The 14,200-nt window shown below is 55.5% G+C and carries 16 protein-coding genes; 7 read left to right on the top strand and 9 right to left on the bottom strand.

What is annotated here, in order from left to right; all coding sequences use genetic code 11:
- Positions 1-8: 8 nt before the first annotated feature.
- The gene (locus C7434_RS00745; protein WP_006117971.1) at positions 9-500 is read right to left on the bottom strand and encodes a YajQ family cyclic di-GMP-binding protein; all 492 of its coding nucleotides are present in this window, start codon (positions 498-500) and stop codon (positions 9-11) included.
- A 133-nt stretch (positions 501-633) separates the two neighbouring features.
- On the opposite strand from C7434_RS00745, the gene panE reads away from it, so the two are divergent.
- Complete coding sequence (panE, locus tag C7434_RS00740; protein ID WP_033738652.1) at positions 634-1,554, top strand: 2-dehydropantoate 2-reductase; 921 nt, start codon at positions 634-636, stop codon at positions 1,552-1,554.
- Positions 1,508-2,107, top strand: coding sequence for a protein deglycase YajL (gene yajL / locus C7434_RS00735; protein WP_133745050.1), 600 nt, complete (start codon positions 1,508-1,510; stop codon positions 2,105-2,107). The genes panE and yajL overlap by 47 nt, the downstream gene beginning before the upstream one ends.
- A gap of 96 nt (positions 2,108-2,203) precedes the next feature.
- On the opposite strand, the gene thiI is transcribed toward yajL, so the two are convergent.
- The gene (thiI, locus tag C7434_RS00730) at positions 2,204-3,652 is read right to left on the bottom strand and encodes a tRNA uracil 4-sulfurtransferase ThiI (protein ID WP_039338476.1); all 1,449 of its coding nucleotides are present in this window, start codon (positions 3,650-3,652) and stop codon (positions 2,204-2,206) included.
- A gap of 232 nt (positions 3,653-3,884) precedes the next feature.
- On the opposite strand from thiI, the gene xseB reads away from it, so the two are divergent.
- From xseB to C7434_RS00710, 4 genes are all read left to right on the top strand, one after another.
- Entirely contained in the window at positions 3,885-4,127 is a 243-nt protein-coding gene (gene xseB, locus C7434_RS00725) for an exodeoxyribonuclease VII small subunit (RefSeq protein ID WP_054634405.1), read from the top strand.
- On the top strand, positions 4,127-5,026 hold the full coding sequence (gene ispA / locus C7434_RS00720; RefSeq protein ID WP_033738647.1) for a (2E,6E)-farnesyl diphosphate synthase: 900 nt from the start codon (positions 4,127-4,129) through the stop codon (positions 5,024-5,026). The genes xseB and ispA overlap by 1 nt, the downstream gene beginning before the upstream one ends.
- Positions 5,027-5,045: 19 nt before the next feature.
- Positions 5,046-6,911, top strand: coding sequence for a 1-deoxy-D-xylulose-5-phosphate synthase (gene dxs / locus C7434_RS00715; protein ID WP_039338477.1), 1,866 nt, complete (start codon positions 5,046-5,048; stop codon positions 6,909-6,911).
- A 78-nt stretch (positions 6,912-6,989) separates the two neighbouring features.
- On the top strand, positions 6,990-7,964 hold the full coding sequence (locus C7434_RS00710; RefSeq protein WP_133745296.1) for an aldo/keto reductase: 975 nt from the start codon (positions 6,990-6,992) through the stop codon (positions 7,962-7,964).
- 134 nt (positions 7,965-8,098) lie between these two features.
- Here C7434_RS00710 and pgpA read toward each other — a convergent pair whose 3' ends face one another.
- The 6 genes from pgpA to nrdR form a co-directional block, all read right to left on the bottom strand.
- Positions 8,099-8,596 carry a phosphatidylglycerophosphatase A gene (gene pgpA, locus C7434_RS00705; protein WP_133745049.1) on the bottom strand — a complete coding sequence of 166 codons (498 nt, stop codon included), beginning with the start codon at positions 8,594-8,596 and terminating at the stop codon, positions 8,099-8,101.
- Complete coding sequence (gene thiL, locus C7434_RS00700) at positions 8,583-9,560, bottom strand: thiamine-phosphate kinase (RefSeq protein ID WP_033738641.1); 978 nt, start codon at positions 9,558-9,560, stop codon at positions 8,583-8,585. Before thiL ends, pgpA begins: the two co-directional genes overlap by 14 nt.
- A gap of 54 nt (positions 9,561-9,614) precedes the next feature.
- The gene (gene nusB / locus C7434_RS00695) at positions 9,615-10,034 is read right to left on the bottom strand and encodes a transcription antitermination factor NusB (protein WP_006117983.1); all 420 of its coding nucleotides are present in this window, start codon (positions 10,032-10,034) and stop codon (positions 9,615-9,617) included.
- A 19-nt stretch (positions 10,035-10,053) separates the two neighbouring features.
- Positions 10,054-10,524 carry a 6,7-dimethyl-8-ribityllumazine synthase gene (ribE, locus tag C7434_RS00690; RefSeq protein ID WP_006117984.1) on the bottom strand — a complete coding sequence of 157 codons (471 nt, stop codon included), beginning with the start codon at positions 10,522-10,524 and terminating at the stop codon, positions 10,054-10,056.
- Positions 10,525-10,614: 90 nt separating this feature from the next.
- Positions 10,615-11,718: a bifunctional diaminohydroxyphosphoribosylaminopyrimidine deaminase/5-amino-6-(5-phosphoribosylamino)uracil reductase RibD gene (gene ribD / locus C7434_RS00685; protein ID WP_133745048.1), complete on the bottom strand. Its 1,104-nt coding sequence runs from the start codon at positions 11,716-11,718 to the stop codon at positions 10,615-10,617.
- Between the two features lie 3 nt (positions 11,719-11,721).
- Positions 11,722-12,171, bottom strand: a complete 450-nt coding sequence (nrdR, locus tag C7434_RS00680) for a transcriptional regulator NrdR (protein WP_006117986.1) — start codon at positions 12,169-12,171, stop codon at positions 11,722-11,724.
- Between the two features lie 458 nt (positions 12,172-12,629).
- Between nrdR and C7434_RS00675 the strand changes: the two genes are divergently transcribed.
- Positions 12,630-13,178 carry a DUF3251 domain-containing protein gene (locus C7434_RS00675; RefSeq protein WP_133745295.1) on the top strand — a complete coding sequence of 183 codons (549 nt, stop codon included), beginning with the start codon at positions 12,630-12,632 and terminating at the stop codon, positions 13,176-13,178.
- Positions 13,179-13,229: 51 nt separating this feature from the next.
- On the opposite strand, the gene secF is transcribed toward C7434_RS00675, so the two are convergent.
- On the bottom strand, positions 13,230-14,198 hold the full coding sequence (gene secF / locus C7434_RS00670; protein WP_006117989.1) for a protein translocase subunit SecF: 969 nt from the start codon (positions 14,196-14,198) through the stop codon (positions 13,230-13,232).
- Positions 14,199-14,200: the final 2 nt, after the last annotated feature.

Below are 14,200 nucleotides of genomic sequence, written 5' to 3'. Positions count from 1 at the left end.
CGGAGGGATTAATCGCGGAAGTTTTTGAACTGGAAAGGCTGGCCCAGGTTGCCATTACGCACCAGCGCCATTGCGCCCTGTAAATCATCACGAGACTTACCCGTTACGCGCAGAGATTCGCCCTGAATCTGCGTCTGCACTTTCAGCTTGCTGTCTTTAATCAGCTTCACCAGCTTTTTCGCGACGTCGCTTTCAATGCCTTTTTTCATTTTGGCATCCACGCTCCAGCTTTTGCCGCTGTGTTCAATCTCTTCTGGTACTTCCAGCGCCGCGCCTTCAATACCGCGCTTGAGCATTTTCTCGCGCAGGATATCCACCAGCTGCTTTACCTGAAAATCCGATTCACTGATGACCTTAATGGTTTCATTTTTTTCATTGAGTTCGTAACTGGCAGTGACGTTGCGAAAATCAAAACGTGTCGACAGTTCACGGTTAGCATTCTCTACTGCGTTGCGAACTTCCTGCATGTCGACTTCTGAAACGATATCGAAAGATGGCATCTCTTCTTCTCCTGAGGCTAAACTGGCATGCATAATACGCGTCTTACGGCACTAAATAAAATCGCACTGTGTAGCGCTATACTTAACTCATTGCCACAGCGCATAAATAATAAGCCCGCGAGCGGGAGGCAGCATGAAAATAACCGTATTAGGATGTGGCGCATTGGGCCAGGTGTGGCTCACCGCTCTTGCCCATTGCGGGCACGATGTCCAGGGCTGGTTACGCGTACCTCAGCCCTACTGCTCAGCAAATGTAATCGATCCGCTGGGGCGCGTGACGAACCGGACCTTCATTGCCAACGATCCGCTGTTTTTGGCGCAGAGCCAGTTGCTGTTGGTGACGCTGAAAGCCCCGCAGGTATCAACGGCCGTAAAAAATCTGGAAAGCGTGATGTCAGAAAACTGCCCGGTATTGTTGTTGCACAATGGCATGGGCACGCTTGGCGAATTAAAAGGTCTGACGCAGCCGCTGTTACGCGGTATCACTACGCACGCCGCAATGCGGGATGGCACGGTCATTAAGCACGTCGCCACGGGCGTCACCCATATTGGTCCCGGCAACCGTAAAAGCGAGCACTGGAGTGAGGTCGCCGATGTGCTGCACGAAGCGCTGCCCGATGTCGCCTGGCATGACAATATCCGGGCGGCCTGCTGGCGTAAGCTGGCGGTAAACTGTGTGATCAACCCACTCAGCGTGGTTTACGACTGTCAGAATGGCGCACTGCGTCAGCATCAGGCCGACATCATCACCTTATGTGACGAAATCAGTTGGGTTATGGAGCGTGAAGGCCAGTCCGTGGCCAGCCAGAGCCTGCAGGATCAGGTGCTGAATGTGATTGAGACGACCGCCGCCAACACTTCATCAATGCTGCAGGATATACGCGCTCAGCGACTGACGGAAATTGAATACATCACCGGCTTTCTGCTGCGTCGCGCACGCACTCACGGCTTAGTGTTACCTGAAAACACCCGGCTGTACGACATGATTAAACGCAAGGAGTCTTATTATGGGCGCGAACGCCTCGGTACTGGTCTGTCTGGCTCATGGCAGTGAAGAGACGGAAGCCGTTACCACACTCGATCTGCTGGTCCGTGGCGGGATAAAGACGGTGACCGCCAGCGTGGAAAGCGATGGCTGCCGTGAAATCGTCTGTTCGCGCGGCGTTCGCCTGCTGGCCGACGTCCCGCTGGTCGAGGTGGCGGACAACGCCTACGATGCTATTGTCCTGCCCGGCGGACTAAAAGGAGCCGAGACATTTCGTGACAGTCCGCTGTTGGTTGAAACCGTACACCAGTTTCATTTGTCAGGACGTATTGTTGCGGCCATCTGCGCAGCCGCTGGCACGGTACTGGTGCCGCATAACCTGTTTCCGGTCGGCAATATGACAGGCTTTCCCAGTTTAAAGTCCACCATACCGGAAGAGAAATGGATGGAACGTCGTGTCGTCTGGGATCCGCGAGTCAATTTGCTCACCAGTCAGGGACCGGGCACGGCGATGGATTTTGCGCTGAAATTAATTGATTTGCTAGCAGGCAGTGATAAAGCACGTGAGGTCGCGGCACAACTGGTGCTGGCGCCGGGTATTTACGACTATCAGGCCAGTTAAGTCGCCGGTTCAGACGCCTGCCGGACGCTCTGTGCTCGTCTTGCCCTGGTATGCAAGGCGAGCACAGGGGGAAGCGGTCAGTGACCGCTATGCGGATTACGGACGATATACCTTCACGTTTTTAAACCCCTGCTCATGCAGATAGAGCGCCTGTAATTTACTCATCACACCGCGATCGCAGTACAAGAGCCAGGTTTTGTTCTGATCAAGGTCGCCAAACTGCGTACTGAGTTTGTAGAAAGGCATCGACTTCACCTCCGTTCCCGCCAGCTGTAGCGGTTTGTCTTCCTGCTCATCCACCGAGCGGATATCCAGCACGCTGTCGTTTTCGTTCAGCAAGCCGACCGTCTCAACCTCAACCACCTCTTCCTGCGTCTGCTCCGCGATTTCGCGAATATCCACATTGGTCGCCTCGGCCACCATGCGTTCCAGAATCGCGAAATCAAACTGGCTTTCTTCGGCTTCGATTTTGCCTTTTACCGCTTTGACCGTCGGGCTTTTCGAAATCACGCCACAATATTCCGGCATGGTGCTGGCAAAGTCTTCGGTGCCGATTTCACGCGCCACTTTAATAATGTGCTCTTTGTCGTGGGAAATCAGCGGACGCAAAATCAACGTATCGGAGGCATTGTCGATCAGTCGCAGATTGGTCAGCGTCTGGCTGGAGACCTGCCCCACCGCTTCACCTGTGACCAGGGCCTGTACGCCATAACGCTCCGCCACCATTGAGGCTGCACGGACCATCATACGTTTCAGCACCACGCCCATTTGACCGTCGTCGATTTTTTCTAAAATTTCGCCGACAACTGGCTCAAAGTTGATTGCCACAAAACGTACACGGTGCGAACGGCCAAAGCGGTTCCACAGATAATGGGCGACCTGACGTACGCCGATTTCATGTGCCGCGCCGCCCAGGTTAAAGAAGCAGTAGTGAACGCGGCTGCCACGACGCATCAGCATGTAGCTGGAAACGCCGGAGTCAAATCCCCCCGAGATCAGCGACAGCACATCTTCCTGGGTACCAATCGGGAAGCCGCCCAGCCCTTCATAGCGTGCGGTGACCAGCGTTAAGCGGTTTTCTTCCACTTCGAGGTTAACCGTCACTTCAGGTTTCTTAAGCTGAACGGTGGCGCTGGCGATGTGCTGATTTAGCCCGCCGCCAACATAGCGTTCGACGTCCTGCGAACTGAAGCTGTGTTTGCCACGGCGCTTAACCCGCACGCAAAAGGTTTTGTTTTCCAGGCTGTCGCGATACTGTGCCAGCGTCTGCTCGAAAATATCGTGGATGTCGGTATATTCGCGCTCTTCAACCGCAAGGACATGATGAATACCCGGGATGCGCATCAGCTCATCGGGAATAATCTGCCGCATGGCTTCATCTTTGCAGCGCACTTCAATATGATCCCAAAAACGCACCACCGCGATCTCATCGCTGACCGTTTTGAGCACGTTGCGGATATTACTGGCAAGAATCTTAATAAAGCGCAGACGCACCGACTGACTCTTGATGGTGATTTCAGGAAATAACTTGACGATAAACTTCATGGCAATACAGCTTCGTTGGGCAAATAAGTGCTAAAACAGGCTGCACTTAGCTGGTAAGATCATAAAATTGCGGGGTGACAGGCGCATCCGCATCCGAGGCGCGAGAGTATATCACCTTTACCCGGTGACTGCTTCTGCAACAGCATGCACATTGATTATTTTGCTAATCATTCTCTCTCAGCTACCATGACCGATTGCAAGATAACGTTCCAACCGTGAGTCGACACGAAATATGCCGAAAAAAGCCGAACAGCCAGCCAGCTTTGAAACGTCATTGCAGCAGCTGGAGCAGATTGTTAATCGTCTGGAAAGTGGTGAACTGCCGTTGGAAGACGCTCTGAATGAATTTGAGCGCGGCGTGCAGTTAGCGCGCAATGGCCAGCAAACGTTGCAGCAAGCCGAGCAGCGCGTGCGCATTCTCCTCAGCGACGATAACGATGCCGATCTCTCCTCTTTCACGCCGGAAAACAGCTAATGGATTTTCCTGAACTGCTCAATGCGTATCACCAGCAGGTGAACCACGCGTTGATGGGCTACCTGGATGCCCTCCCTTTTCAGAGTTCTCCTCTGGTGAATGCCATGCAGTATGGGGCACTATTAGGTGGCAAACGCATGCGCCCGTTTCTGGTTTACGCAACCGGCACCATGCTCAATGCGAATAAAGCCAGTCTCGATGTGCCTGCAGCGGCTGTCGAATGTATTCACGCCTATTCACTGATTCATGACGATTTGCCGGCAATGGACGATGATGCGTTACGTCGTGGGCAACCGACCTGCCATATCAAATATGGTGAAGATACCGCCATTCTTGCCGGTGATGCGCTACAAACGCTGGCCTTTTCTATTCTGGCCGACCAGCCCATGCCGGGCGTGAGTGCAGAATACCGCCTCGCTATGCTGTCAGAGCTGGCCAGGGCCAGCGGCGTAGCGGGTATGTGCGGCGGGCAGGCGCTGGATCTGGCGGCAGAAGGTCAGTCTGTCGATCTTCATCAACTGGAACAGATCCATCGTCACAAAACGGGGGCGTTGATTCGCTCAGCCGTGCGACTCGGTGCCTTTGCTGCCGGCGACGCGGGCCGTGAAGCGCTACCGTATCTTGACCGCTATGCGGATGCCATCGGCCTGGCCTTTCAGGTGCAGGATGACATCCTGGATGTGACGGGCGACACAGCCGTTATCGGAAAACGTCAAGGTGCCGATCAAGATCTTGGAAAAAGCACCTATCCTTCATTGATGGGTCTGGATAATGCCCGGATTAAGGCACTGGATTTATACCAGGAAGCCGTGGATGCTTTGCACATGCTCTCTGCAAAATCCTATGACACCTCTGCCCTGAAGGCGCTGGCGAGCTTCGTAATTGAACGCGATAAATAACTTCCATGATGAGTCACTGATGAGTTTTGATACTACAAAATACCCGACACTGGCGCAGGCAGAAACGGTACAGGCACTGCGTGCCCTGCCTAAAGAAAAATTGCCTGCGCTCTGCAATGAGCTGCGCCAGTATTTATTAGACAGCGTGAGCCGCTCAAGCGGCCATTTTGCGTCGGGCCTGGGCGTGGTCGAGCTGACGGTGGCGCTGCATTACGTCTATAACACACCGTTCGACCACCTCGTGTGGGACGTCGGTCATCAGGCTTATCCGCATAAAATTTTAACCGGCCGCCGCGATCGCATTGGATCGATTCGGCAAAAGAATGGCGTGCACCCCTTTCCGTGGCGGGGAGAAAGTGAATACGACGTCCTGAGCGTCGGTCACTCCTCAACCTCCATCAGTGCCGGGCTGGGCATGGCTGCTGCGGCCGAACGGGAAGGTAAAGGGCGCCGTACCGCCTGTATTATCGGCGACGGTGCCATCACCGCAGGCATGGCCTTTGAGGCCATGAACCACGCGGGCGATATTAAACCCGATATGCTGGTTATCCTGAACGACAACGAAATGTCGATTTCTGAAAACGTCGGGGCGCTGAATAACCGCCTGGCACAGATTTTATCGGGTAAGACCTACGCGCGTCTGCGCGAAGGAGGCAAGCGCGTACTGACCGGACTGCCGCCGATTAAAGAGTTAGTAAAACGCACCGAAGAACACCTGAAAGGCATGGTGGTGCCGGGCACCCTGTTTGAAGAACTGGGGTTCAATTACATCGGACCGGTCGATGGTCATGATGTCCTGACGCTGGTGAATACGCTGACGAATATGCGTAGCCTGAAAGGCCCGCAGTTCCTGCATATTATGACGAAAAAGGGTAAAGGTTATGCCCCGGCAGAGCAGGATCCGATCGCCTGGCATGCGGTGCCCAAATTTGATGTCGCCAGCGGCGAACTGCCTAAGAGCGCCGAAGGATTGCCGAGTTATTCGAAGATCTTCGGTAACTGGCTGTGCGAAACGGCGGCTGACGACGCGAAGCTGATGGCGATTACGCCTGCCATGCGCGAAGGGTCGGGTATGGTAGGATTCTCCCGCAAGTATCCCAACCAGTATTTTGACGTTGCCATTGCCGAACAGCACGCCGTGACCTTTGCGGCGGGCCTGGCCATTGGGGGCTATAAACCGGTTGTTGCGATTTACTCGACCTTCCTGCAGCGCGCCTACGATCAGGTTATTCACGATGTCGCGATTCAGAAGCTTCCGGTCCTGTTCGCGATTGACCGTGGCGGCATCGTTGGGGCCGACGGCCAGACGCATCAGGGTGCCTTTGATCTCGCCTATCTGCGCTGCATTCCGGATATGGTCATCATGACGCCAAGCGATGAGGACGAATGCCGCCAGATGCTTTATACCGGCTATCACTATCAGGCAGGTCCGGCTGCCGTGCGTTATCCACGCGGAACCGGCACTGGCGTTGCTCTGACGCCACTGCAAAGCCTGCCGCTGGGCAAAGGTGTGGTTAAACGTCGGGGCGAAAAGCTGGCGATCCTTAACTTCGGTACACTGCTGCCTGAAGCCAGCCACGTTGCCGAAGCGCTGAACGCCACTCTGGTGGATATGCGTTTTGTTAAACCGCTGGATGAAGCGTTAATTACCGAACTGGCCGCACAGCATGAGTCGTTGATTACGCTGGAAGAAGGCGCGATTAAGGGCGGCGCAGGCAGCGGCGTCAACGAGTTCGTGATGGCGAAACGTCTGGGCATTCCCGTTCTCAATATTGGCCTGCCTGACGAGTTCATTCCCCCGGGCACGCAGGAAGAGATGCGTCACGACTACCACCTGGACGCAGACGGTATTCAGCAGCAAATCAGTCACTGGCTGGCGCAGTAGTTCCCCTCCCCCGCTCTCTGCGGAGAGCGGTATTCCTGCTATGCTTAATTCCCCTGGAAGGACATAGCAGGAGTCATGATGAAAACCGTTCCACTCGCGAATACTGATTTAAAAGTTTCCCAGCTCTGCCTGGGCTGTATGACATTTGGTGAGCCCACCCGCGGTAAACATGCCTGGACACTGCCCGAAGAGAGCAGCCGACCGCTTATCAGGCAGGCGCTGGAGGCCGGGATTAATTTCTTCGACACCGCTAACAGCTATTCAGACGGCAGTAGTGAGGAGATTCTGGGGCGAGCGCTCAGGGATTTCGCCCGCCGCGAGGAGGTCGTGGTCGCCACCAAAGTCTATTTCCCGCTGAGTAACCTGTCACAAGGCCTGTCCCGTAAAAACATTCTGCAATCCATTGATGACAGCCTGCAACGGCTGGGCATGGAGTATGTCGATCTGCTGCAGATTCACCGCTGGGACTATGACACGCCGCTCGAAGAAACCCTGTCGGCACTTGATGAGGTGGTGAGATCCGGCAAAGCACGTTATATCGGCGCCTCGTCCATGCACGCCAGTCAGTTTGCACAGGCCTTAACCATGCAGGCAGAACAGGGCTGGGCACGCTTCGTCAGCATGCAGGATCAGTACAACCTGATTCAGCGCGAAGAAGAACGTGAGATGCACCCGCTGTGCCAGCGTGAAAATGTTGCGGTCTTGCCATGGAGTCCACTGGCACGCGGTAAGCTCACTCGGCCATGGGGCGAAACCACCGCCCGCTCCGTTTCTGATGAGGTGATGAGCACGCTCTATGCTTCAACGGAGGAAAACGATGCGGCGATTGCGGCGCGCCTGGCGCAGGTAGCAGCCGACAAAGGCGTAACGCGAGCGCAGGTCGCACTGGCGTGGTTACTGAGCAAACCGGTGGTGACAGCGCCCATCATTGGCGCCTCTCGTGCAGAGCAGTTTGCTGAGCTGGTGGAAGCCGTGAACGTTGACCTGACAACGCAGGAGATTGCCGCCCTGGAAAGTGAATATCAGCCTCACCCGGCAACCGGCTATCAGTGATACCAACGCAGCGTGTTCACAGGCGTGACGCGCTCATTCGGCCCGGCCGGGAGAGGATAATGGTGAGACAACCGTACGCCGGTATTTCGGCTACGGTTGCAAAACGGTGATGATAAGGGGCGCAGGACGAACGCTTAACCGGCGAGATAAACCCCGACACCATAAAGGATGGCTGCAGCAATAATGCCCGCAATAATGTCATCGACCATAATGCCCATGCCGCCATGCACGTTACGGTCGAACCAGCGAATCGGCCAGGGCTTCCAGATATCCAGCACGCGGAACAGCACAAAACCGGCCACCACCCACTGCCAGCTGTTCACCGGAATGGCCATCAGCGTAATCCACATCCCGATAAACTCATCCCAGACAATGCTGCCGTGATCGTGAACGCCCATGTCTTTGGCGGTGCGATGGCAAAGGTACACGCCCACGCTGATGCCTAGCAGCACGACCAGCGAATACAGATCATGCGGAAGCAAGGTCAGCAGACACCAAAAAGGAATGGCGGCCAGCGATCCCACTGTACCGGGCATAACCGGGCTGAGCCCACTGCCAAAACCGGTCGCCAGTAAATGCCAGGGATTACGCATCCGCAGACGACCTTTGGCGATATGTTTATCTGATGTCAAAATGGTCGAATCCTTTAAAACGCACATCTGCCGGTTTGCCGTTTTCGAGCAGTGACAGCCCTTCTGACTCGGGTGCCATCTGCCCAATACAGGTATAAGGCACGCCAAGATGTCCCAGCGCCACGTCCAGTGCACCCCGATTCACTTCCGGCACACTGAAGCACAGCTCATAGTCTTCGCCGCCGCTGAGCGCCCAGCGCAGCACCTGTGACGCGTCAAAATTGTCACGCAGTGCCGGGGACAGCGGAAGCGCGTCAAGGTTGATACGTGCCCCGCAGCCGCTGGCTTTCAGCACATGACCTATATCAGAAATCAGCCCGTCTGAGATATCGATAGCGGAAGAGGCCAGCGAACGCAGTGACTGCCCCTGTAACACGCGCGGCATAGGCCGCAGGTGACGTTTAATCAGGGCTTCATGAATGGCCGGATCGTCAATGCGGCAGTGATGCTGCAGCAACGCCAGCCCGGCCGCGCTGTCGCCCAATGTACCGGTGACATAGATCCAGTCGCCGGGTTTTGCGCCCGAACGCTTTAACGCTTTGCCGTGAGGAATCAGCCCATGAATACCCAGCGTCAGGCTGAGAGGCCCCCGCGTCGTGTCTCCCCCCACCAGCTGCATATCGTAATATTCCAGCAGGTCAAACAGGCTTTCGCTGAAGCTGCTCAGCCAGCTTTCATTCACATCCGGCAAGGTCAGCGCCAGGGTTAGCCAGGCAGGATCGGCACCCATCGCGGCCAAATCGCTCAGATTCACCGCCAGTGATTTATAGGCTAAATCTGCAGGATGGATCGTGGGCAGGAAGTGGATACCGGAAACCAGCGTATCGGTGCTGACCGCCAGCGTTTGCTTTTCGGGCACGCTCAGCAGCGCGCAATCGTCGCCGATGCCGAGTTCGACATCACGGCGGCTACGCGTTCTGCGATTGAAGTAGCGTGCGATGAGTTCAAATTCACCACATGACATAATTGCGTTCCGCTTAACCATTAATGAAAAAGGCCGGCAAGCCGGCCTTATTGATTATTTGCGTTGGGGTCGAATTTGCGGACCGGCTTTATCCAGCACACCGTTGACAAATTTATGGCTGTCTTCAGCGCCAAATACTTTCGCCAGTTCGATACCTTCGTTGATGGCCACTTTATAAGGCACATCAGAACGCTTGCTCAGTTCATACAGCGACACACGCAGAATGGCTTTTTCCACCTGCCCCAGTTCTTCTAACTGGCGCGACAGATAGGGTTGCATCAATCCATCCAGGTACGCGCTGTTGGTCGCCACACCGGCCAGCAGTTCGCGGAAATAAGTAATATCGACGTCTTTAACGTCCTGTTCCGCCAGAAACTGGTATTCCACATCGGCAATGTCGTTGTTAGACAACTGCCAGGAGTAAAGCGCCTGGACAGCGCACTCACGGGCGCGACGACGAGCAGCAGGTTTCACAAAATTCCCCTTACAAAAATCAGGCTTTAATGGCTTTCAATACGTTGATCATTTCAAGTGCGGTCAGGGCCGCTTCGGCACCTTTGTTACCCGCTTTGGTTCCAGCACGCTCAATGGCCTGCTCGATATTTTCGGTTGTCAGTACGCCGAATGCCACAGGAATATCGCTGTCCATGGCAACACTGGCAATGCCCGAGCTGGCTTCACCCGCGACGTATTCGAAGTGCGCCGTGCCACCACGAATCACGGTACCCAGCGCAATCACGGCATCGTGCTTGCCGGTTTTAGCCAGCGCACGCGCGGCCAGCGGCAGTTCGTAAGCACCCGGTACCCAGACGACAGTGATATTGTCATCGTTGACCTGGCCGATACGCTTCAGGGCATCCACAGCGCCGTCTAACAGGCTCTCGTTGATAAAGTTGTTAAAACGCGCGATAACGATGGCAATTTTTGCCTCTGGCGTTGCAACGGCAGCTTCGATAACTTTCATACATATCCTTTCAGGGGTTTGTTTAGCCCCGCGCAGGGGGGCGGATTCTAACATACTCTTTGGCGGCGTGCTCTCGCTTTTCCGCCTCTGTTATTGCGGTATCAGGGTCAGACGGAGATCGCTGCCGACCTGACGCACGTCGCTGAAGGCAAAAACCGGCGCGTCAGCCAACTGCGTCAGACCCGTAAGCTGACACAAACCGCGCGCGTCATTACCCAGTAATTTCGGTGCCACATACACAATGAGTTCGTCAACCAGACCGGCCTGAAGCAGTGCCCCTGCCAGCGTGGCACCGGCTTCAACCCAGACGCTGTTAATCTGGCGCTGGCCCAGCACCATCATCAGCGCCACTAAATCCAGTTGGATGTCGCGTAAAGGAACCGGAATTTGCGTCACCGAGTCAGGCCAGCGCTGAGTGTCGGCCTGCTGTCGCATCAGCCAGGTTTCGCCCAATTGTTCTATAAGTTTGTGCTGCGGTGTTACGCGATTCTGGCTGTCGACGATAACGCGTACCGGCTGGCGTAAGGTCTGCGCATCAACCAGGCGCTGACTGTCGCTGTCCAGTTCGGCCCAGCGTACGGTCAGGGAAGGATCGTCGGCCAGCACCGTTGCGCTGCTGCTGAGAATGGCGGCGCTCTGCGCTCGCAAACGCTGGACATCGCGTCGGGCAGCCGGCGAGGTGATCCACTGGCTTTCGCCACTCGCCATGGCGGTGCGGCCATCCAGTGATGCCCCCAGTTTAAGCTGTATCCAGGGGAAGCCGGTCCGCATGCGTTTCAGGAATCCCCGGTTCAGGGCTTCCGCTTCCTGCATCATCAGTCCGTGGCTGACTTCAATGCCCGCCTGCTGCAGTCGATGTAATCCCCGTCCGGCGACCTGCGGATTGGGGTCCTGCATCGCGGCCACGACGCGTTTTACACCGGCCTCAATAAGCGCGTCGCAACACGGCGGCGTGCGCCCGTGATGACTGCATGGCTCCAGCGTTACATAGGCTGTCGCCCCACGCGCACGCGCACCGGCCATGCGCAGGGCATGCACTTCAGCATGCGGTTCTCCGGCGCGCTGGTGCCAGCCTTCGCCAACAATGTCGCCATCGCGTACAATGACGCAACCGACATTGGGGTTCGGCATGGTAGTAAAACGTCCGCGCCGCGCCAGTTCCAGCGCGCGCGCCATATAACGTTCATCGGTCATGATTTAATCCTGTAATCTGGCAATCTCTTCGCCAAAATCACGCACGTCCTCAAAGCTGCGATAAACAGATGCAAAGCGAATATAGGCCACTTTATCGAGTTTTTTTAGCTCGTCCATGACAAGGTTACCGATCAGCTTGCTGGGAATTTCACGTTCCCCCGTCGCACGCAACTGCGTTTTGATATGGCTTACCGCACTCTCTACGGCATCCGCACTGACCGGACGTTTCTCCAGCGCTTTCATCATGCCGCTGGCAAGTTTGTCTTCATTGAAAGGTTCACGCACATCGTTGCTTTTCACCACGCGTGGCATGACCAGCTCAGCGACTTCAAACGTAGTAAATCGCTCATGGCACACCAGACACTGACGACGGCGCCGCACTGACGAACCCTCACTGACCAGACGAGAATCAATCACTTTTGTGTCTACAGCGGAGCAGAATGGGCAATGCATGACGTTTCCTGACACGAGATAAATGGGCCGTACAGTGTAGCGCGAACTGCAAGTCAACAAAATCGATTCCCGTGTTTTACCCCGCCCGCTTCACAGACCGGATGGGAAATGCCCGCCCGCGTAAAACCCGCTACGCTTAAAGCGCTCAGGGCAAAAAGCGGAGAACGTAGCCACGTTCGTGCCGATCCGGGGTACTGCATCACCGGATACCTGCGCCACTGCGCTGGCCGGATGCCCGATATCGACCTGTTTCACCTTGCATCATTACGCGTAACGCGAGGTGAAATCGGCACGCCAGCGGCTACGGCATTTTATCGCTCAGGGAAAGGCAATTTCAGAGCACACTTAAGGTAATCGGCGTGATTTCAGTTCAGGCTTCAACGCCATAAGCGGATGCTGATGGGTCCCGCGACAAGGGGCAATTATTACGTCATTTGAATAAAGGATAAAAAAACATGATGAACAGGATGGTTTGGGCACCCGCGGCCCTGTCACTGGTTCTGCTAAGTGGTTGCAGCACCCCAGCCCAGCCGCAGGTGAAACAACTGCACCGGGAAGTCAGTCAGCTTAATCAGCAGATGCAGCAACTCACCAGCCAGGCAAGTGCGGTTGAAATTCAGGGACAGCTGAACGCCCATTCACAGCAGGGCGCATGGCTGCTGCCGCAGGCAAACACGCCCGTGGCACTTCAAACGCAGGCTGGCACGCTGCGCCTGTCGCTCGCACGCATTGAGGCCGAGGCCGGCGGTACGCATGCTGACCTGACGCTTCGCACACAAGACAATTCACCGCTGCCCGGGATGCATGCGACAGTAGTCTGGGGCCAGCTCGATCCCGCAACCGGTAAGCCACTTGAGGCCGACAGCCTGACGCAAACCCTCAGCGTTCCCGCTTCACTGACGCCACGCAGTTCGGTCACCGTACCATTACGGTTAAAGGATGTGACGCCGGAGCAACTGGGTTATGTTCGAATTCACCAGGTGATCGCAGATACGTCCAGGCCCTGAAAACAAAAAAGCCGCCAGATTACGCTGGCGGCTTTTTTTATCGTACCAATACTACGGCAGGATCGAAGGCTGATCGGCGCCCTCTTTCTCCACTTTCTGTACCAGCATATGTTCGCGTTTCATGCCCAGCTTCAGCGCCAGTGCTGAAGAAACGTAGATCGACGAAACGGTACCGATGGTGACACCAATCAGCATGGTCAGTGAGAAGCCTTTCAGCAGCGCACCACCAAAGATGAACAGGATCAGGATCATCGCCAGCGTAGTCAGGGAGGTGATCAGGGTACGGCTTAACGTCTGCGTCAGGGACACGTTCGTAATGTCATAAGAGGAGCCGCGACGGATCTTGCGGAAGTTCTCACGAATACGGTCCGAGACCACGATTTTATCGTTCAGCGAGTAACCGATGACCGACATCAGCGAGGCCACAATCGTAAGGTCAATCTCGACCCGGAACAGCGACAGCAGTCCACAGGTGATAATGACGTCATGCGCCAGCGCCAAAACCGTACCCAGTGCCAGACGCCACTCAAAGCGAATACCGATATAAATCAGAATTGCAATCAGTGCCGACAGCAGGGCTAACGCCCCGGCCTGCGCCAGATCGCTGCCCACGCTCGGTCCGACAAACTCGATACGTTTGACCGTCGCGTTTTGCTGCGTCGTCTGGTTGATAACCGTTACCACTTTATTACCCAGCTCGGTTCCCGCAGGCCCGGTGACCGGCGGCATGCGCACCATCACATCGCGGCTGCTACCGAAATTCTGGATCAACGGTTCCTGGAACCCGGACTTCACCAGCGCACCGCGGATGGCGTCGAGATCGGCCGGTTTCTCCAAATTGATCTCAATGACCGTACCGCCGGTGAAATCGAGCCCCCAGTTAAAACCGCGTACGCCAACAATGGCAATCGAGATGATGATTAACAGTCCCGAAATGATGAATGCCAGCGTATCCCAGCGCATAAAGTCAACGACTTTACGGCCGTGGTTTAACTGCTCAATGTTATATTCCTGTGCCACAA

Origin of the sequence: Pantoea sp. PNA 14-12, from assembly GCF_004364735.1 — a bacterium.
GTDB lineage: Bacteria > Pseudomonadota > Gammaproteobacteria > Enterobacterales > Enterobacteriaceae > Pantoea > Pantoea stewartii.
Note: the sequence above shows the minus strand (reverse complement) of the source record. Positions and strands in the feature narration are given on the sequence as shown.